The 16,940-nt window shown below is 66.2% G+C and carries 21 protein-coding genes; 4 read left to right on the plus strand and 17 right to left on the minus strand.

All coding sequences use genetic code 11. The features are described from left to right. Positions 1 to 6: 6 nt before the first annotated feature. Positions 7 to 540, minus strand: a complete 534-nt coding sequence (locus ACFWP0_RS26285; protein WP_377847203.1) for an OsmC family protein — start codon at positions 538 to 540, stop codon at positions 7 to 9. 231 nt (positions 541 to 771) lie between these two features. Here ACFWP0_RS26285 and ACFWP0_RS26290 point away from each other — a divergent pair, with 231 nt between their 5' ends. After that, on the plus strand, positions 772 to 1,776 hold the full coding sequence (locus ACFWP0_RS26290; RefSeq protein ID WP_377847205.1) for an acyltransferase family protein: 1,005 nt from the start codon (positions 772 to 774) through the stop codon (positions 1,774 to 1,776). A 48-nt stretch (positions 1,777 to 1,824) separates the two neighbouring features. Here the strand turns inward: ACFWP0_RS26290 and ACFWP0_RS26295 are convergent, their stop codons facing one another. The 7 genes from ACFWP0_RS26295 to ACFWP0_RS26325 all read right to left on the minus strand — a co-directional run bounded on the left by ACFWP0_RS26295 (position 1,825) and on the right by ACFWP0_RS26325 (position 8,501). Continuing rightward, positions 1,825 to 3,246, minus strand: a complete 1,422-nt coding sequence (locus ACFWP0_RS26295) for a c-type cytochrome (RefSeq protein WP_377847207.1) — start codon at positions 3,244 to 3,246, stop codon at positions 1,825 to 1,827. Beyond that, a complete protein-coding gene (locus tag ACFWP0_RS26300) occupies positions 3,240 to 4,031 on the minus strand; it encodes an ABC transporter ATP-binding protein (protein WP_377847209.1) in 792 nt (263 codons plus the stop codon). Before ACFWP0_RS26300 ends, ACFWP0_RS26295 begins: the two co-directional genes overlap by 7 nt. Then, a complete protein-coding gene (locus tag ACFWP0_RS26305; RefSeq protein WP_377847211.1) occupies positions 4,025 to 5,044 on the minus strand; it encodes an ABC transporter permease in 1,020 nt (339 codons plus the stop codon). The genes ACFWP0_RS26300 and ACFWP0_RS26305 overlap by 7 nt, the downstream gene beginning before the upstream one ends. Then, a complete protein-coding gene (locus ACFWP0_RS26310) occupies positions 5,031 to 6,062 on the minus strand; it encodes an ABC transporter substrate-binding protein (protein ID WP_377847213.1) in 1,032 nt (343 codons plus the stop codon). Before ACFWP0_RS26310 ends, ACFWP0_RS26305 begins: the two co-directional genes overlap by 14 nt. A 128-nt stretch (positions 6,063 to 6,190) precedes the next feature. After that, positions 6,191 to 6,484, minus strand: coding sequence for a hypothetical protein (locus tag ACFWP0_RS26315; protein WP_377847215.1), 294 nt, complete (start codon positions 6,482 to 6,484; stop codon positions 6,191 to 6,193). Between the two features lie 146 nt (positions 6,485 to 6,630). After that, the gene (locus ACFWP0_RS26320; RefSeq protein WP_377847217.1) at positions 6,631 to 7,509 is read right to left on the minus strand and encodes an N-formylglutamate amidohydrolase; all 879 of its coding nucleotides are present in this window, start codon (positions 7,507 to 7,509) and stop codon (positions 6,631 to 6,633) included. A gap of 2 nt (positions 7,510 to 7,511) precedes the next feature. After that, entirely contained in the window at positions 7,512 to 8,501 is a 990-nt protein-coding gene (locus ACFWP0_RS26325) for a Bug family tripartite tricarboxylate transporter substrate binding protein (protein WP_377847219.1), read from the minus strand. Between the two features lie 110 nt (positions 8,502 to 8,611). Here ACFWP0_RS26325 and ACFWP0_RS26330 point away from each other — a divergent pair, with 110 nt between their 5' ends. Next, positions 8,612 to 9,547 (plus strand): LysR substrate-binding domain-containing protein, encoded by a 936-nt coding sequence (locus ACFWP0_RS26330; protein WP_377847221.1) that lies wholly within the window; start codon positions 8,612 to 8,614, stop codon positions 9,545 to 9,547. A gap of 121 nt (positions 9,548 to 9,668) precedes the next feature. Here the strand turns inward: ACFWP0_RS26330 and ACFWP0_RS26335 are convergent, their stop codons facing one another. The 6 genes from ACFWP0_RS26335 to ACFWP0_RS26360 form a co-directional block, all read right to left on the minus strand. Continuing rightward, a complete protein-coding gene (locus ACFWP0_RS26335; protein WP_377847223.1) occupies positions 9,669 to 9,884 on the minus strand; it encodes a hypothetical protein in 216 nt (71 codons plus the stop codon). A gap of 102 nt (positions 9,885 to 9,986) precedes the next feature. Beyond that, positions 9,987 to 11,090, minus strand: a complete 1,104-nt coding sequence (locus ACFWP0_RS26340) for an AGE family epimerase/isomerase (RefSeq protein ID WP_377847225.1) — start codon at positions 11,088 to 11,090, stop codon at positions 9,987 to 9,989. A 148-nt stretch (positions 11,091 to 11,238) separates the two neighbouring features. After that, positions 11,239 to 11,451: a hypothetical protein gene (locus ACFWP0_RS26345; protein ID WP_008159938.1), complete on the minus strand. Its 213-nt coding sequence runs from the start codon at positions 11,449 to 11,451 to the stop codon at positions 11,239 to 11,241. 332 nt (positions 11,452 to 11,783) lie between these two features. Then, the gene (locus ACFWP0_RS26350; protein ID WP_377847227.1) at positions 11,784 to 12,008 is read right to left on the minus strand and encodes a hypothetical protein; all 225 of its coding nucleotides are present in this window, start codon (positions 12,006 to 12,008) and stop codon (positions 11,784 to 11,786) included. Between the two features lie 69 nt (positions 12,009 to 12,077). Next, complete coding sequence (locus ACFWP0_RS26355) at positions 12,078 to 12,824, minus strand: sulfite exporter TauE/SafE family protein (protein ID WP_377847229.1); 747 nt, start codon at positions 12,822 to 12,824, stop codon at positions 12,078 to 12,080. Positions 12,825 to 12,885: 61 nt separating this feature from the next. Then, positions 12,886 to 13,797: a DMT family transporter gene (locus ACFWP0_RS26360; protein WP_377847231.1), complete on the minus strand. Its 912-nt coding sequence runs from the start codon at positions 13,795 to 13,797 to the stop codon at positions 12,886 to 12,888. A gap of 160 nt (positions 13,798 to 13,957) precedes the next feature. Between ACFWP0_RS26360 and ACFWP0_RS26365 the strand changes: the two genes are divergently transcribed. Then, on the plus strand, positions 13,958 to 14,428 hold the full coding sequence (locus tag ACFWP0_RS26365; protein WP_006226939.1) for an Lrp/AsnC family transcriptional regulator: 471 nt from the start codon (positions 13,958 to 13,960) through the stop codon (positions 14,426 to 14,428). 123 nt (positions 14,429 to 14,551) lie between these two features. Continuing rightward, positions 14,552 to 14,785, plus strand: coding sequence for a hypothetical protein (locus ACFWP0_RS26370; RefSeq protein ID WP_377847233.1), 234 nt, complete (start codon positions 14,552 to 14,554; stop codon positions 14,783 to 14,785). A 99-nt stretch (positions 14,786 to 14,884) separates the two neighbouring features. On the opposite strand, the gene ACFWP0_RS26375 is transcribed toward ACFWP0_RS26370, so the two are convergent. From ACFWP0_RS26375 to ACFWP0_RS26385, 3 genes are all read right to left on the minus strand, one after another. Next, a complete protein-coding gene (locus ACFWP0_RS26375; protein WP_377847234.1) occupies positions 14,885 to 15,481 on the minus strand; it encodes a YSC84-related protein in 597 nt (198 codons plus the stop codon). 115 nt (positions 15,482 to 15,596) lie between these two features. After that, a complete protein-coding gene (locus ACFWP0_RS26380; protein WP_377847236.1) occupies positions 15,597 to 15,851 on the minus strand; it encodes a hypothetical protein in 255 nt (84 codons plus the stop codon). A 203-nt stretch (positions 15,852 to 16,054) separates the two neighbouring features. Continuing rightward, the gene (locus ACFWP0_RS26385; protein ID WP_377847238.1) at positions 16,055 to 16,918 is read right to left on the minus strand and encodes a MurR/RpiR family transcriptional regulator; all 864 of its coding nucleotides are present in this window, start codon (positions 16,916 to 16,918) and stop codon (positions 16,055 to 16,057) included. Between the last annotated feature and the right edge of the window lie 22 nt (positions 16,919 to 16,940).

Genomic DNA, 16,940 nt, shown 5'->3' on the forward strand with positions numbered 1-16,940 from the left:
TGCCCCCTATTGCGCCGCGGAGCGCGTGTGCTTGACGCTGCCTTCCAGGGCCTGCGGCTGCTTGAGCAGGTTCAGGATCGGGCACCATTGCTCCACCGCCTCGTGCACGGCGCGCACGGCCCGCGCGTCGGCAGGCGACACGATGTGCGCGGTATAGCGGATGTTGTGCGGAAAGAACGGCACCGTCTCGTAGCCCGGCTTGCCGCCGCGCGGATCCAGGTCGCCTTCGATGGTCACCTCCAGCGACTCCAGCGGCAACTCAAGCTCGGCCGCCTTGATCAGGAAGATGTGCGTCAGGCAGCTGCCCAGCGAGCCCAGCAGCAACTCGGGCGAACTCGGCCCCAGGTCATATCCGGCGAAGTCGGCGGGGCTGTCGCTCACCACCTGATGATCCCGGATCCGGATGCGGCGCACGCCGCTGCGCCCTTCGGCGCTCACCTGCGCGCGCAGCTTCACGGGCTCCACGGTTTGCGGATCGCGCCCGTTGCGCAGCAATACGGCCTCGCGCTTCTGGTCCAGGTATTCGTTCAACGTACTCATCTTGCGTGACCTCGACTGGAAAGGGAAAGGGGGAGCGCTTCACGATCCATCCTCGCGCCGCGCATCCGGCATGGAAATGATGCGTGCGAAGAGAGGGTTGGGGAACTAACTTGTCGATATTTGAGCGGCGCTTTTTTTCATACTCGGCCATCGGCGGTTGCGCTATCGCATGAGTCCTTTGTTACGATCGCCCTCTCCGAATCCCCCCACACGCGCGACATGCAAAACCATTTGGATCGAATCGCCGGCCTGGACTATGGAAGGGCGCTCGCCGCCCTCTTCGTATTGCTGTGGCATGAACATTTCTTCGGCGTGGGCAGCATGTTCAGCCAAACGGCTTCCTCTCCCCATCTCCCGGGGCCGGCGGATATCCTGAATGCCAACATCCTGCTCCAGGCCGTCCCGTTCTTCATCTTCCTGTCCTGCTACCTGTACGTAGCGCGGGAGTCCGGCATGCCGGCGCTAAAGCGCCGCGCAGCGCGGGTGACGACCCTGCACGTGTTCTGGGGCATCGCGTACTTCGTGGTGCTCGGCGGAATCCCCGCCCTGATATCCGCTGCCGCGACATTCCAGACCCGGCCGGTCTATGCGACGGTCACCGCAATGGGGTCTTACTACTTTTTCTCCGCTCTGCTGGTGACCGTCGTGCTGACCCACATCGCCGCCCGTCTTCGTTCATCCTGGCTGATTGCCTTGACGCTCGTGTCGTTCGCCGCCATCACGGGGATGCAGGCGGCGACGATAAAGTACGGCATCGCCTGGACCTCCGCGTTCTGGAATCCGTTGAACTATGTTGCGATTCCTCCGCTGGCGATCCTGCTGGTCCGGCACCTCGAAGGCCAGGGACCGACCCTGAAGACCATTTCTCTGCTTGCGGCCGCATTCGTCCTTGTCGCCGCCGCGGAGTGGGCCCTGCTGGTCGACCCCGTATTCGCCAGGAACCAGGGCTACGCCATGCCCGCGTACACCAGAATCTCCCCCGCCCTCTTTTCATGCCTGGCCATTTGCATTCTCTTGAGAGTCCGGCGAGCGCCGGGCGCCGTCATCTCGTTCATGGCCAAGTATGCCCTTGCGGTGTACTGCCTTCAGGCCTTTGTGCTGACGTGGACAGCGGACTTGAAAATTCCCCTCGTCCTGAAAACCGCCATCGACCTCGGCGCCTGCTACCTGTTGGCATTCCTGCTGCACCGATTCGTCTTCAAGGATCAGCTTCTGGCATCCGGCCACCGCGCATGACGCCGTCCTCGTTCGCGTGAACGCCAACCGTCGACGCCTCGGATCAGGTCATTCCGGCATGCTGACCGGCGTCCGATCCATCGCCGCCAACAGCTCGCCCATCCCCCTTGCCGTCGCATCTTCCATCCGTCCACCAGGACCGCAGACATTGTCCGCACTCGTCCAGGCCTGGACATCCCCCGGCAGGCGCCGGGCCCGCAGCCAACCGCGGCGGTCGACCATGAACTGCGCACCCGCCAGCTCGGCGGACGGCACGCCGGCCGCCAACGCATAGGCCTCCCAGGCGTCGCTGCCCGCCGCGACGCAGTCGGCGTTCACACCCGCGGCTTCTCCATGCGTCAGCGCCACGGTCAGCACACGCGGATCCTCAGCTTCGTCGGGCGCGCCTGGCGCATACGCCATCACCCGCAGCGGCAGGCCGCGCAATCCGCTCAGCCGGGTTGCGCGACCATCCCGGCAGACCACGTCCACGACCGGCGCGGGTATGGCCGGCATGCCCGCGCCGCCGCTTGCGCCGTAGGCCCGCAAGCGCAGATAGTCCAGCGCCAGCCAGATCTCGTCCGGGCGCAGCACAGCCAGGAATCCGTGCATCGCGGGCTTGGCCGAGGCCTGCCCGCCCTGCGCTACCCGCCAATACAGCTCGCCCTCCAGGCGGTTGTCGAACAGCGCCGCGCCCAGCACGCTGGGCCAGGCGGGCAGGCTTGCCGCGCGCGGGCCGCGGCCATCGGCCGCCGCGCCATGGCAGGACGCGCAATGCTGCCGGTAAAGTTGTCCGCCCTGCAACACATTGACGTCCGAGAACGCCAGCGGCGACCGCTGGTACGACGTGCCGTGCGCTTCGGTCAGCAGCATCCGGGGACGAGGCCAGCTCGCGCTGAACGCCAGGGCCGCGGCGGCCGCCAGCAGCGCCAGACGCCCGCGCCTGGCGAACAAGGCCCAGACCAGCAGGCCCAGCGCGGCGCCGCTCTGCGCCAGCGCCAGCCACAGCCGGTTCCACGTATGCGGGCTGACGGGCAGATCCGGGTCGTAGCGCCAGGCGAACGGCCAGTTGGCCAGCGCCCGCGCATCGGCGGGCTGGCGCCATATCGCGATCGCCAGGATCAGCACCAGCAGCGCCAGCGCGCCCATCGCCATGGCCGCGCCTCGCCGCCACGCGGACAGCGCGGCGGCCTCTACATCGCCCGCCCGGGTATGCAGCCACGCGGCGGACAGGCCGGCCAACAGCAGAATGCCGGCCACCGCCAGCGCCAGGTGCCCCAGGCGCGAACCGAAGAGGCCCGGCACGCCCTGCACCGTACGCCAGGCCAGGCCCAGCAGAACGGCGGACCCCGCAAGCGTCCCCGCCGCCAGCCAGGGCAGGCGCAACGCGCCCGCCCCCGCGTCGCGCAACCGCGCTGCCCTGCCCGACCACGCCAGCATGGCGGCGCCCGCCGCCGCGACGGCAAGCGCCAGCCCCCACGCGCTCACCACGTCGCATCCAGTCCCAGCAAGGCCAGCGCGCGGTGCCGCAACGCCGCCAGGCGCGGATCGCCGCGATGGCGCGGGTACGGCAGGTCATTGACGATCTCGTCCTTGATCCGCGCGGGCCGCTCGCTCAGCACCACGATGCGCGAGGCCATGAACAGGGCCTCCTCCACGTCGTGCGTCACCAGCAAGGCCGTGAATCCCGCGCGCTGCCAAAGCTCCACGAGCTCGGCCTGCATGGCGATGCGCGTCAGCGAGTCCAGCTTGCCCAGCGGCTCATCCAGAATCAGGATGCGCGGATCGTTGACCAGCGCGCGCGCCAGCGCCGCGCGTTGCGCCATGCCTCCCGACAACTGATGCGGATACGCCTGGCCGAACGCCGTCAGCCCCACGCGCTGCAAGGCGTCGTCCACGCGATGGCGTTGCGCCTTCAAGATCCCGCGCGCCTGCAGGCCCAGCGCCACGTTGTTCCACACCGTGCGCCACGGGTACAGCGTGGGGTCCTGGAACACCACGATGCGCGACGGCGACGGCCCGGCGATGGACGCGCCGTCGGCCAGCAGATCGCCTTCGGCCGGCGGCTCCAGCCCCGCCACCAGCCGCAGCAGCGTCGACTTGCCGCAGCCGCTGGGGCCCAGCAAGGCCACGAACTCGCCCGGCTTGACGTCCAGGTCGATGCCATCGAGCACCGGCAGCGCCGCGCCGTCCAGATCGAAATGATGATTCACGCCGCGCACGGCCAGCGCGGCCCCGCGCGCGTCCGGCTGTTCAGCCCATGCCGCCGCTACCATTTCACGACTCCCTTCTGCCAGGCCAGGAGCCGGTCGCGGCCCAGGAAGAGCAAGGTGATCAGCCCCGAGAACACCAGCGCCATCACGATCAGCGCCCCGTACATATTGGCGTAGGAGGCCCAGCCCTGGGCCCAGGACAGATACCAGCCCAGCCCGGACTTCACGCCCATCATCTCCGCGGCCACCAGCACCGAGAACGATGCGCCCAGGCCCATGAACAGCCCCACGAAGACCTGCGGCAGGGCCGCCGGAATCGCCACGCGCAGCACCAGGAACCATTCATTGGCGCCCATGGTGCGCGCCACGTCGTAGTACGCGCGGTTCACGCCGGCCACGCCCGACCACGTCAGGACCGTGACCGGAAACCACGTCGCCAAGGCGATGAGGAACACCGCGGCCGACCAGCTGGAAGGAAAGAAGAAGAACGCCATCGGCAGCAGCGCCGTGGACGGCACCGGGCCCAGGAAGCGCAGCACGGGATGCACCCAGTAGCCCAGGCCGCGCGACCAGCCGATCGCAACGCCCGTCAGGAACCCCGCCGCCGCGCCCAGCAGAAAGCCGTTGGCCAGCAGCCACAGCGAATTCACCAAGCTGTCCACCAGGCGCTTATAGTCCGAGACGTACACCTCGATCAGCGACTGCGGCGGCGCAAAGAATGGACTGGGCAGGAGCGCCAGCTTGGCCGTCGCGATCTCCCAGGCGCCCACCGCCACGGCCAGCGCCAGCAGCCATGGCCCGGCGCGGTGCAAGGCGCGCACGGGACGCAGATGCGCGGCGCCCGACACGGCCGCCAGCAACAGCAGCACGGCCAGCGCCAGCGCCGCCACGCCGAACTCCCGCGTATAGCCCCAGGACGTGAAGCCCACCTCCACGTTCGGCCACGCCAGTGTCACGGCGCCCACGCCCGCCCACAGCGCGGCGGCCGCCACGCCGGTCTTCCACAGCCGCCAGCCTTGCGGGGCCGCCGCATTTGCGCGCGCGGCGGAGGCGGGCAAAGCATCAGCCGAGGACATTGGGCACCACCACTTGCGCGTACTTGTCGATGTCCAGGTTGGCGCTGAGCACCTTGATGGTCTTCAGGTCCTTGGCATAGCCCACGATCTCCTCGCGCAGCGCCGAACCCGTGGACGCATGGCCATGGCTATGGCTGCGCAGGATCGCCGCCACGCGCTCGGCGGGCACCTTGCCCGGAACATAAGGCGCGAAGATGCGCGCGGTCTCGTCGGGATTGGACGCCGTCCAGCGCTGCGCATCGATCACCGCGCGCGTGATGGCCGCCGCGGACTCCGGGTCCTTGCGCACCAGATCGCCGCGCAGGCCCAGCACGCAGCAGGTGCGGTTCTCATAGTCGCCTTCGATGTTGGTGGCGATCTCGCGCAGCTTGTTGTCCTCGCGCAGCGTGTAGATCAGCGGGTCGTCGCCCGCCACCGCGTCCACTTCGCCCTTTCTCAGCACCTCGCCGAACAGGTCCTGCGGGTACTGGCGCCAGTCCACCGATTCGGGATCGATGCCCAGCTGCGCCACGCGGATCGCAAAGAAGTTCTTCACCGGGCTGGCCTGGTCGGACACGGCCACGCGGCGCCCCTTCAGGTCGTTCACGCTCTTGATCGGCGAATCTTCGGCCGTCAAGAGGCGCATGCAGCCGCCATGCGTGCCCACGGCGAGTTTGACGTCAAAGCCCTGCTCCAGCGGCTTGAGCCAGCGCAGCGCCATGCCGATGCCGCCGTCGGCGTGGCCCGTGGCGATCGCCTCCAGCAACTGATCGGTGGACCCGCTGAAATTGATGCGTTCGACCTTGAGGTTGTACTTGTCGAAGAAGCCGCGCTCCAGCGCGACCGACACCGGCGACTGGCAGACCGCGGTCTGGCTCCAGGCGATCTTGAACGCGCGCGGGGCGGCGTTTGCCGCCAGCACGCGCGATCCGAGCATGCCCAGGGGCGCGGCCAGGCCCGCGATGCTTGCCGCGCGCAACAGCGCGCGGCGAGAGACTCCCCGCGCCGCGACGGCGCCGGAATGGACTTTCGTATTCATCAACCTTCCTTTTGAGCAGACCGTGAATGGCGACGATTGCCATGGGGCATCATCAACCTGGGCTCAGGCGTTCGACAAATACAAAGTTGGGATAACAATATGGGCGCGGGCGCCCGCCAGGCTGCGCGCTATTCCGGCAGATGGTCCGGCACGCCGTCCTCGTCCACGGACTTGACGCGGTCCAAAGCGTTGCGCGCGGCAGACATGGCCTCGATCGCGCTGCGGAAACGGCGGCTGACGAAGATCTCGAATTGCAGGCCCTCGGGCTCTTCCGCGACCGGCGCCGCGCCGGCGTCGGGCTCCTCCGCTTTCACCTTGGGCGGCAGACGCCTCGTCTCAAGAAAGGCGCGCGCGGGAATGCGCCCTTCTGGCTGCGTCGCATACGCAACCACTGAAAATCCGTTAATGATCTTCTCAAGCATTCCGGTTCCCCATGGACACGCTCAAAAGGGGCGCGACCCGATGCTATCGACAACGGCCCGGCGCGAGGAAACTTAAGCGCTGGAGGCAAGCCGGGCGCTGATTCGCATCAACGCCCGGGTCGTCTCAAGAAAATATAAAAGCGATTCTATTTTGTCGACGCAACGGCATCCATGCGGACCCGCACATACGCGGCCACCTGCTCCAGCACCTGCGTCAGATCCGCGCGTAGGGCCTCGAACCCCGCATTGCGCTCGCGCGTCGCCTCGTCCATGTAGAGCGGCCGGCGGATCTCCACCTGCAGGCTGTGCCGGTTCAACGCCGGCTGGCCGATCTGCGCGATCAGCTGCACGCCCTTGTAGGGGTCATTGCGCGCCACGGTGTAGCCCTTGGCGCGCAGGGCCGCTTCGATCAGGGCGATGAATTCCGGCTCGCAGGTGGTGCCGTCGCGGTCGCCCAGCACAAAGTCCGCCAGCGGATACTCGCTTTGCCGCCCCAGCCGCTCGTAGGCGTCATTGGGCATAGAGTGCAGGTTCAGGTGCCAGACCGCGCCAAACCGCTCCTCGACCTGCCGTATCGCATGCGACAGCGCGGCATGGTAGGGCTGGTAGTACGCCTGGATCCGGTGCCGCACTTGCGCCAGCGTCAGCTTGCGCTCGTAGATCGGCGTGGCCTTGTCCATCCTGCGCCAGATCAGTCCCTTGCCGAGCCGGGTTTTTTCGCCGGGGTCCAGCGGCTCGGGCCAAGGCTCGGCCAGCAGCTCCGGGTCCAGGTCCCGCAAGGTGCGGTTAGGATCGATATAGACGCGCGGGAAGTTCGCCGCGATCAAGGTGGCGCCCAATGCCGGCGCCGCCGACCACAGCGCGTCCACATGCGTGTCCTCGCCCTGGCGCAATTGCGCCAGCGTGGCGGCGGCCCCGAAGTCCGCGGGATAGCGCTCGCCGCTATGCGGCGAATCGCAGACCAGCGGCAAGGCCGGACCTGTCGGCTCATGCACGGAAACAGCTTGGAAGTCGGCGGGTGTCATCGTCAATCAGCCTGGATGTTGGCGGCCTTGGCCACCTTGGCGTAACGGGCCAGGGCCTGCTCGATCTGCACCTGGAACTCTTGCGGCGTCGTGGGCATCAGCGTACCACCCACCTCCTCGGCCTTCTTGCGGAACTCCGGATCCTGCATCGCGGCGCGGACAGCCTTGTTCAGGCGGTCCACCACCGCCGGCGGCGTGCCGGCCGGCGCGACCAGGCCGAACCAGCCGCCCGAGCCCATGTCGGGATAGCCCAGTTCAATGTAGGTCGGCACGTCGGGAAGCAAGGGCGAGCGCTCGGCGCCCAGCACGGCCAGCGGACGCAGCTTGCCGCCCAGCACCTGGGGCAAGGTCGACGACAGATTGTCGGTGATCGCGTCCACCTGCCCGCCCATCACGTCGTTCAGCGCCGGACCCGCGCCGCGATACGGCACGTGCAGCAGCTTGATGCCGGACAGCATCATGAAGTTCTCGATGTTGACGTGGCCCAGCGACCCCACGCCCGGCGAGGCGAAGCTGTAGCGGTCCGGCGCGCCCTTGGCCAGCGCGACGAACTCGGCCATGTTCTTGGCCGGAATATTCGGGTTGATCGCGAAGATGCTGGGCACGGCCAGCACGTTGGCCACCGGCACGAAATCCTTGAGGGGGTCGTAGTTCATCTTGCGGAACACTGCCGGATTCGAGCCGTGCGTGCTCATCGTGGCCATGCCGATCGTGTAGCCGTCCGGCGTTGCCCGGGCCACTTGCTCCATGCCCATCGAACCGCCCGCGCCGGCCTTGTTCTCGACCACGATGGTCTGCTTCAGGTCGCGGCCGGCGTACTCGGCCACCAGGCGCGCCACGATGTCGGTCGAGCCGCCAGCGGCGAAAGGCACGACCAGCTTGATGGGACGGGCGGGATAATCGGCGGCGTGCGCGACGCCGGCAAAGGACAGCGTGGCAAACATGCCGGCAAGCGCGAGACGCGCGGACCGGCCCAGAAGGCGGCGGGACATGAGGCTACTCCGATGGTTGGTGTGTATCGACAAGGCCGCCAGTGTCCAAACTTTACCGTCCCCTTTCAAACGACTATATTGCACTCCTTCATTACCAAAGGTCATGCTGAATGCGCCTGCACTCGCCCTCCATGTCCGAGCTGCACGCCTTCGTCACGGCGGCGCGCTTGGGCAGCTTCACCCAGGCCGCCCAGGTGCTGTGCGTCACCCAGGGCGCCATCAGCCGCGCCATCTCCCGGCTGGAAGCGCACTTCGGCCAGCCGCTGATGCATCGCAACGCCCACAGCCTGACCCTGACCGAGACCGGCCGCAAGCTCTACGACGGCGCGCAGGCGCCGCTTCAGGCCATCGAGACGCTCAGCGCCGGACTGCGCGCCGACGACCGCCGCCTACGCCTCACCCTGTCCACCGTGCCTACCCTGGCCAGCGCCTGGCTCGTGCCGCGCCTGCCCGACTTCCACCAGCGCCATCCCGACATCCAGCTTGGTTTTGCCGCCTACCGCCGCAGCGAGGATTTCTCCGGCGCCACGCCGGACGCCAGCATCCTGTCGGGCACGCCCGAGCAATGGCCAGGCTGGCAGGCCGACTATGTGATCGGGCGCGAAATGGTCGTGATCTGCCACCCCGGCCGCCTGGCGGCGCGCCAGGCCCAGGGCCTGTGGAACACGCCGCACGGCCTCCTGGGAGAGCCGCTGCTGCATCACTCCAACGGCGTGGACAACTGGGCGCAGTGGTTCACCGCGGCGGGCGTGCCGCGTGAGACGGTCACACTGTCCAACGGCTTTGACCAGGTGTCCATCCTGGTGCGCGCCGTCATGGCCGACATGGGCATCGCCGTGCTGCAGCGCTGCCTGGTGCGCGACGAGCTGCAGGCCGGCCGCGTCGCCGCGCCCTTCCCGGACCTGCCCATCCGCATCGCGCGCGGCTATCACCTGTGCGCGCCGGCGCAGCGCCGCGACCACTATGCGCTGGCCTGTTTCCGGCAATGGCTGCTGGAAACCGCAGGCCTGGATCCCGATGTGGTGGCGGCGGGAGCGGCCTCCTGAATGCAGCGCCTGAATCCAGGGCCCCGGGAATCATCTGGTTTCGAGATGGGCCGCACAATCTAAGACCAAATGAAATCGGGCTCCATCAGGAGCCCGTTCTCATTACTGCGGCAGAGGACGATCAAGGCGCAAGCTTGAAGCCCAGGTCCACGCCCCACCTATCGGTTTCGCGCAGCCATTTCGCGCCGCAATTCAAGCAGCGGAAGTGGTCTTCGCGGCTTTCCTGCCGGCCCTTCTGCGTCGGATTGGTAAATCCCTGATGCCCCAGGTGCGAATGCGGCGCAACGCCCGCAAGCCCCGGGTTAATGCGTTGGCAAGCCAAACACATAACGCTCATTGATGCTTCCCCACAAACTGTGTTAGCAAATTGTAAGGGATTTCACCAATATTTTTCTATCAATTCATGTTGATGAACCGACAAAAATTGTTAACGCGGTCATTAAACAACGTTTGGCAACGCGGCCAGACAGGTCGCCAGGTGGTACGGCGACGTCGACGGCATGTCCGCCCTTGCCACCGCGCCTTGCGCGTCCAGGCACTCGTGCCAGCCGCCTGCATGCAGGAAACGGGCGCGGAAATCCGCCAGCCCGGCCTCCAGCGCGGGCAGATCGCCCACCACGGCCAGCACCCGCAAGTATTCCGTCTGCGCCCAGATCCGGCGCGTATCGTCGACGACGGCGCCGGACTCGTCCAGGGACGCGATCACCCCGCCCGCATCCACGCCATGGTCGCGGGACCACTGCACCGCGCGCGGCAGCGATTCGGCAAGATCCAGGCCTTCGAATACCTGGGCCGCGCCGTGCACCAGCGACAGCCATTCAAACTGATGGCCCGGCTCCAGGCGGTTGCCGGCCGAGCCCTGCAGCGCTTCCGAGATGCATTGCGTGGGCGCATGCACGAAGAACTGGCTGATGCCCTGCGCAAGCCCGCGCAAATGCTGCGCGAACAGCGCGGGCTCGGCGACCTGGGCGGCGGCCAGATACGCCTCGGTCAAATGCATCATGGGATTCTGCGCAGGCGGCCGCAAGGGCTGGCTCAGGTCCGGGGAGAGCGCCGCGTGATACAGCGAATCGGCGGACTTGAAGCGCGCTTCGATGGTCTGGGCCGTGCCCAGCATCAGCTTGCGCGCATCGGCGTTGCGGCTGCGCTGAAAATAGGCCGCGCAGGCCAACACGATGAAGGCGTGGGTATAAAGGTCTTGGGTTTCGTCCAGCGGACGCGCTTCGGCATCCACGCTATAGCGCCAGCCGCCGCGCTCGTCGCGGAACACGCGCCGCAACGATTCGAACAGGCGGTCGGCATGCTGGCCGGCAGCCACGCCGGGCGCCTGGGCATACACATACAACTGGCGCGCGCAGGCCATCGCGCGATAGCGCGCCGCCGGCAACGGAGCGCCGGTGGACGAATCCAGCGATTCAAAAGGCAGACCGAGCGCATCGTTGAAACCTCGCCCGATCCACATGGGCAGGACGACGGAATCGAAGTGTTCGCGCAGCGCGCGGATATGCTCCGCGAGAGAAGAGTTGGTCTGTGCGGCAGTCATCTTGGAACGACGCATACCCGGTAAGGGCCCCATGTTTTGGAGCAGCAACGATAACCGAAATCTACGTCGCCAACTTCTGAGTATTTGCGTAATGCTCATGCACGCACAGACCGGCCCTGCCGATCAGCTCCATCCAGGGCAAAGCGCCCTATCGGAAGATGTTTTCCTCGACCCAGTTCTGCGCGAAGACTTCCGCGCGATCACGTGCTTCGTCCAACGAAGCGCAGTTGCCCAAGTGGGAAAACGCGGCATCCACTTCGGTGCCGCCCTCGGCCGTTACCGTCAGCAATACGCCATATCCGCCGGTATCCATGGCCGCCGTGGAAACGTCGATCAGTACTTCCTGGTCACGATGCTGCATGTGCTACCTCCCAGTCGGTTACCTAAACGCGTGAACCACGCGTGACGTTGGCGGAGGAGAAATCTCCGCGCAAATGAATAGACCTGTAAACGTCACGCAAGTTCATCTTACTGGGGCCGCGCCCCCCGCGATACGTCGGAAAGATGCCAAATCGCACATTCCGTCTCAGGAAATCCCGTACGGCGGCCCGGATGGCCGCGAACGTGCGAAATACTGCGAGATCATTCGCAAACAATGCGCAAATTCGCCGCGCCAGCCCGCGCTGCGCGGCTAAAACGGGGTGAAAGCTGAAGCTTTGCGCCACTCTCGGGCGGAATCCGCCCGGAAACCGGCTAGCGCACGTGTATGGCGCCCGGCTCTTCCATGCGCAGGGAAAGCCTGCCCTTGTCGGTGATGAGCCAGCGGCCGTCGGCGCCGGCTTCAACGCAACGCAGCGTTTCCAGCGCCTTTGCCACATGCTCGGGCACTTCGGTCTGGGCGGCGCCGGGTTCGCAATTGTCGGCCACGATGCGCAGCCAATGACCCAGTTCGCCTTTCTGGAAACGATGCAATGCCATGCGTGATTCTCACTTGAATGCTCAACGATAGCATGCCATCCGCCCCTGCCCGGCCGGCGCCTGTGCTCGCTAGGCCAGCAGCCTGGGCACCGACGAGGCCAGCAGGGCGAAACCCGACAAGGTCAGCAGGCTCAGCACCACGCGGCGAAAGGCCGCGTCGCTGATTCCCACATAGACGCGCGCGCCCCACAGCGTGGGCACCAGCATCGCGGGCACGATCATCGCGAACAGCGGCAGCATGTCGCGCGTGACCACGCCCGTCAGCACGTAGCTGGCCATCGTCACCATCAGCATCGACAGATTGAAATTCTGGATCACCGCGCGCTGCACGTCGCGGTCAAAGCCGCGCAGGGTGCACCACAGCGTGGGAATCACCCCCGTGAAGCCGCCGATGCCGCCCATGACGCCGCCGATGGCCCCGACCACGCCATCGGCCGTCTTGCCGCCCACGGTGATGCGCGGAATGCGCGCCGCAAACAGCATGACGGGACACCACACCGCCAGCAGGCCTCCGATGAATGCCTTGAACATCAAGGGATCAAGATGGGGCAGCAACTTCACGCCCAGCGGAATGCCCAGCAGCCCTCCCGCGACGAACGGCAGCAGGTGCGCCGCGGCGTATCCCCGGCGCACCGTGAACGCCGCCAGCAGCTGCCCGGTCAAGGCGCCAAACACGGCCATCGCGGCCGCCAGCTTCGGGTCCACCGTCCAGGCCCAGAACGACATGGCCACCATGCCAAAACCGAAGCCCGACAAGCCCTGCACAAAACCCGCGGCCATGGCGCCCACCACGACCAACACGTATAGCGAATCCATATCAGCTGCGCGCCTGCATGAAATGCCGGGCCCTCCCCGGCGCACGCCATTCTAGATCCTTCTACAACGGACGCAGCACCAGCGGGCGCTTGAACCGCGCGGCCAGAGCCGAGGCGGCCACGCTCACGCCGATCAGGGCAAGGCCCAGCGCCAGGTCGGCCGAGATGCGCTCATGGAACACCAGCGACGACACGATCAGCCCGATCACCGGCACGCACAGCATCGCAATGGAGGTCGCCGCCGGCGGCATCTTCTGCGTCATGCCCAGCACAACGATGAACGTCAAGGCCGTGGCGAGCGGGCCGGTGTAGAGGATGACGGGCCATGCCTCCGGCGCCGCCAGAAACGCCGGGGCACCATCGCGCATCCACGCCAGGGCAGCCAGCGGCACGGTGGCGATGGCGGTCTGCCACGGGATCATGTCCGCGCCCAGCCGCACATGACGATTGCCGCGCAGTTGGATGATGTTGCAGGCCCAGGCGAACGAGGCGCCCAGCAGCATCGCCAGGCCGATCACGGTATGCGCCTGCCAGGGGCTGAACGCGGGCGCCACGATGACGCCGATGCCCGCATAGCTCAATGCGGTCGCCAGCCATTGGCCCATCGACAAGCGCTCTTTCAGGATCAGCGACGACAGCGGGATCACCCAGATGGAGGTCGCGTAGGCGATGACGGATGCGCGTCCCGGCGCCACATACTGCAGCGCCCACAAGGCCAGCGCGGTGAACGCCCCCATCTGCAGCAGGGCCACGCCCGCCACCAGCGGCCATTCCTGGCGGGTGGGCAGGCGCAGGCGGCCCAGCAGGCCCAGCACCAGCACGCTGATCAGCGCGGCCGACCCGAAGCGGCTGGCGGCCAGCCATAGCGGACTCATGTGCGCCAGGCCCAGCTTCATCACCGGCCAATTGCCGCCCCAGATGACCACCGCGCCCACCAGAGGCAAGAACTTGCGCAACGTGCTTTGCTGACTCATTACTGCTCGATCTACCGCTTGATTATTCTGCGCTTTGGCCGAACAGCCAAAGGAAGAAATAGTCTATAGGGTAAACCCCAGCACATTTCACCTCAATTTATGCCAATAACCGGCATACTCAGCACAGATGAACTGCAAATAGACAATCCCTAGGTGACTTATGCCGGAAATCAACCTGGATGCCACTGACATCCGCATCCTGAACGAACTTCAGCGCGACGCGCGCCTCACGAATGTGGAGTTGGCCGCGCGTGTGAACCTGTCCGCATCGCCCTGCCTGGCCCGCGTCCGCCGCCTGGAAACCGAAGGCCTCATCGATCGCCGCGTCACGCTGCTGAACGCGCGCAAGCTGGGCCTGAAAGTGAACGTGTTCATCCAGATTTCGCTCGACAAGCAACGCAAAGCCGCGCTGGACGTCTTTGAACGCGAAATCGCCGTGCTGCCGGAAATCATGGAGTGCTACCTGATGTCCGGCGACGCCGACTACCTGATCCGCGCCCTGGTGCCCGACGTGGATGCGCTGGAGCGCCTGATCGTCGAGCACATCACCCGCATTCCGGGCGTGGCCAGCATACGCTCCAGCTTCGCGCTCAAGCAGGTGCTCTACACCACCGCCGTCCCGCTCGCCTAGCGTCCGTCTTCAAGTCCGTCCCGGCACTTGCGGGATCGCCCCCGCAAGCCCACAATGAAAGCGCCTGGCGCCTGCCAACCGCCGGCGCAGGCTTCCCTCCCATCGCTTAGCAAGGAGCAAACCATGCCCGAAACCGAATGGTTCCCCGGCAATACGCTACCCGATCGTCAGGGCTACTTTGAAGTGGAGTTCGACACAGGCGAAACTGAAATCACGCGCTATGGCATGCTGGGCTGGGAGCCCGAGCAAGAGCGCGGCAGTATCGTGCGCTGGCGCGGCCTGGATCCGAAAATCGAAGAAGCCGAGATAGAACGCGAGACAGCCGTCCGCAACAACAGCGCTCCCCTGATCGGCTAGCCGGCCGACGCAACCGCGCGGGGCATCCCCCTTCTTTCCCCGCACCAAAACAAAACGCCGCGGAACATTTCCGCGGCGTTTTGCGTGGGCGCTGCCGGTTCAGGGGTCGAGCTTCGAGATCTTCGTGCCCGCCAGCGACACGCCCGCCATCAGGCCGCCGTTGTTCATGACGAAGCCCACCACCGGCTGCTGCGCGGTGTTGGTGTCGATGCGTCCGGTCGCGCCGACATTGACGACGGCCACCGTGGCATCGGCGCCCACGGTCCAGCCGCTGCTGTTGCGGAACTTGTTCAGCGATTCATCCGTCATGAACAGCAGGATCATCGCCTTGGACTGCGCGCCGGCCTGGAAGCCGATCGAACCCGCGGTCGTGCTGTAGTAGCCCGCGTTCGCGCCGCCTACGCGCAGCACGCCCTTGCCATGCTCGGCCCCGACAATGAAGCTGCCGCTGAGCACGTCCGGGAAGACCAGCACGCCCTTGGCGCGCGCCACCAGGTCCTTGGATTGGGGAGAGGCTTCGTAGAGCCTGCTGAGCGTCGCGTTGGCCGCGCTGTTCAGCGACTGGCGCTGCTCGGAAGTCGAGGTGGAAGACTTGGGAGGGGTGGTGGTGGTGCAGCCTGCGAACAGCAGGCCTGCGGCGCCGATCGTGACGGCAGCCATGCCCGTACGGCGCAAGCGAGGAAAAGTGTCAAACATGGAACTCTCCTTTTTTGTTGTCATCCCCTATCACTGTACCGGCCAAACCCCTCCGAACAAAACACACGATTGTGATAAACGAAACAAAAAAACCAGCCGCCCCAGCGGCGGCCGGCTAGAGAATCCCGTAGCGCGGCTCGCCCGTGGACGCATCCACCGACACAATGCCCGAAAGCACCAGCTCCGCATGACGCCGCGCGATCTTGGCGTCCTCGAAGGTCACGAAGCGCGGCAAGGACCAGCGCTGCTGGAAATCGCCATTGCCAGTCCGGCAGACTGTTACCTCGATGGCCAACACCCCGGCATCCAGGCTGACCACCTCGCATTGCACTTGAAAACCATCGATATGCCGCTGCGGCCACGCCCCCATGGTGCGCTCCAGAAATCTGCTCGTCCGGCCGCAATATGCCAAAAAAAAACAGGCTTGAAAAGCACTGTTTTCAAAGGGTTAGGCAGTACTAGAAGGGGTAGTGCGCGCGCATCTTGCCGGCGGGAAAAATGCCCCGAATTCGCATGTTTTCAGCCGCCCGCGCGACTGCGGCTCATGCGCTCGATGCGGCGGCTGGCGTGGGGCTAATCGCCTGCCTGGCGGATCCACTGCGCATCCCACAAGCCTTCGCCGCGCTCCAATGCGGCGCCCAACTCCTTCTTGCGGCGCTGCGCCACCGCCGCCAGCAGCGCATTGCACACCGAGAAGGCGGCCGTGTAGGAGTCGAACGGCGACGCGCTGGAGCTGCGCGCAATCAGCACATGATGCGCCGAAGCGGCCGCGGGCGCCGAGGCGGAATCGGTGATCAGCACCACCTTGCCGCCGCGCTGCCTGAAGTACTTCACCGCGTTGGCCGACGCCACTGAATAGCGCCTGAACGTGAACGCCAGCAGCACGTCGCTTTCATCGATCCAGAGCAGCTGGTCTTCCAGGAACAGCGGTCCGGACACCGCCATGGGCTTGACCGACGGCAGGCACATATTGAGATACAGCGCGACGTGGCTCGCCAGCGGCGCCGCTTGCCGCAACCCCAGCACATGCACCCGGCCCTTGCGTTGCGTCAGCAAACGCACCGCCGCCTCGAACGCCGCCACGTCGATCGAGGCGAACGTCTCCTGCAGATTGTGCTGGTCATGCAGCAAGGCATTGTTCAGGCAGGCTCGGGCCGACGGGCTGTCGCCGCTCACGGCATCCGCGCGCGCCCCTGGCGAGGCCAGGCGCGCCGTCACCTCCGCGCGCGCCTCCATCTGCGCCTGCGCATAGCTTTCATAGCCCAGCTTGGCCAGCAGCCGGACCACCGTGGATGCGCTGGTGCCGACCTTCCTGGCAAGCGCGGTGGCCGATTCCAGCAGCCCCTGCGGGTACCGCGCCTGCATTTCCTCGACCAGCAGCCGTTCGGTCTTGCTGAGTTTCTTGCCGTAGCCGGCGATGCGTTGGTTCAGGTTCATGGTGGCAGCGGATTCGGCAAGC

This window comes from Achromobacter sp. NPDC058515 (assembly GCF_042721735.1).
GTDB lineage: Bacteria > Pseudomonadota > Gammaproteobacteria > Burkholderiales > Burkholderiaceae_B > Achromobacter.

Excerpts from the sequence above, each read along its gene's own strand:
- ACFWP0_RS26285 (WP_377847203.1), bottom strand. The coding sequence starts at position 540 with ATGAGTACGTTGAACGAATACCTGGACCAGAAGCGCGAGGCCGTATTG.
- ACFWP0_RS26300 (WP_377847209.1), bottom strand. The coding sequence starts at position 4,031 with ATGGTAGCGGCGGCATGGGCTGAACAGCCGGACGCGCGCGGGGCCGCG.
- ACFWP0_RS26305 (WP_377847211.1), bottom strand. The coding sequence starts at position 5,044 with ATGTCCTCGGCTGATGCTTTGCCCGCCTCCGCCGCGCGCGCAAATGCG.
- ACFWP0_RS26310 (WP_377847213.1), bottom strand. The coding sequence starts at position 6,062 with ATGAATACGAAAGTCCATTCCGGCGCCGTCGCGGCGCGGGGAGTCTCT.
- ACFWP0_RS26315 (WP_377847215.1), bottom strand. The coding sequence starts at position 6,484 with ATGCTTGAGAAGATCATTAACGGATTTTCAGTGGTTGCGTATGCGACG.
- ACFWP0_RS26320 (WP_377847217.1), bottom strand. The coding sequence starts at position 7,509 with ATGACACCCGCCGACTTCCAAGCTGTTTCCGTGCATGAGCCGACAGGT.
- ACFWP0_RS26325 (WP_377847219.1), bottom strand. The coding sequence starts at position 8,501 with ATGTCCCGCCGCCTTCTGGGCCGGTCCGCGCGTCTCGCGCTTGCCGGC.
- ACFWP0_RS26330 (WP_377847221.1), top strand. The coding sequence starts at position 8,612 with ATGCGCCTGCACTCGCCCTCCATGTCCGAGCTGCACGCCTTCGTCACG.
- ACFWP0_RS26335 (WP_377847223.1), bottom strand. The coding sequence starts at position 9,884 with ATGAGCGTTATGTGTTTGGCTTGCCAACGCATTAACCCGGGGCTTGCG.
- ACFWP0_RS26340 (WP_377847225.1), bottom strand. The coding sequence starts at position 11,090 with ATGACTGCCGCACAGACCAACTCTTCTCTCGCGGAGCATATCCGCGCG.
- ACFWP0_RS26345 (WP_008159938.1), bottom strand. The coding sequence starts at position 11,451 with ATGCAGCATCGTGACCAGGAAGTACTGATCGACGTTTCCACGGCGGCC.
- ACFWP0_RS26350 (WP_377847227.1), bottom strand. The coding sequence starts at position 12,008 with ATGGCATTGCATCGTTTCCAGAAAGGCGAACTGGGTCATTGGCTGCGC.
- ACFWP0_RS26355 (WP_377847229.1), bottom strand. The coding sequence starts at position 12,824 with ATGGATTCGCTATACGTGTTGGTCGTGGTGGGCGCCATGGCCGCGGGT.
- ACFWP0_RS26360 (WP_377847231.1), bottom strand. The coding sequence starts at position 13,797 with ATGAGTCAGCAAAGCACGTTGCGCAAGTTCTTGCCTCTGGTGGGCGCG.
- ACFWP0_RS26365 (WP_006226939.1), top strand. The coding sequence starts at position 13,958 with ATGCCGGAAATCAACCTGGATGCCACTGACATCCGCATCCTGAACGAA.
- ACFWP0_RS26370 (WP_377847233.1), top strand. The coding sequence starts at position 14,552 with ATGCCCGAAACCGAATGGTTCCCCGGCAATACGCTACCCGATCGTCAG.
- ACFWP0_RS26375 (WP_377847234.1), bottom strand. The coding sequence starts at position 15,481 with ATGTTTGACACTTTTCCTCGCTTGCGCCGTACGGGCATGGCTGCCGTC.
- ACFWP0_RS26380 (WP_377847236.1), bottom strand. The coding sequence starts at position 15,851 with ATGGGGGCGTGGCCGCAGCGGCATATCGATGGTTTTCAAGTGCAATGC.
- ACFWP0_RS26385 (WP_377847238.1), bottom strand. The coding sequence starts at position 16,918 with ATGAACCTGAACCAACGCATCGCCGGCTACGGCAAGAAACTCAGCAAG.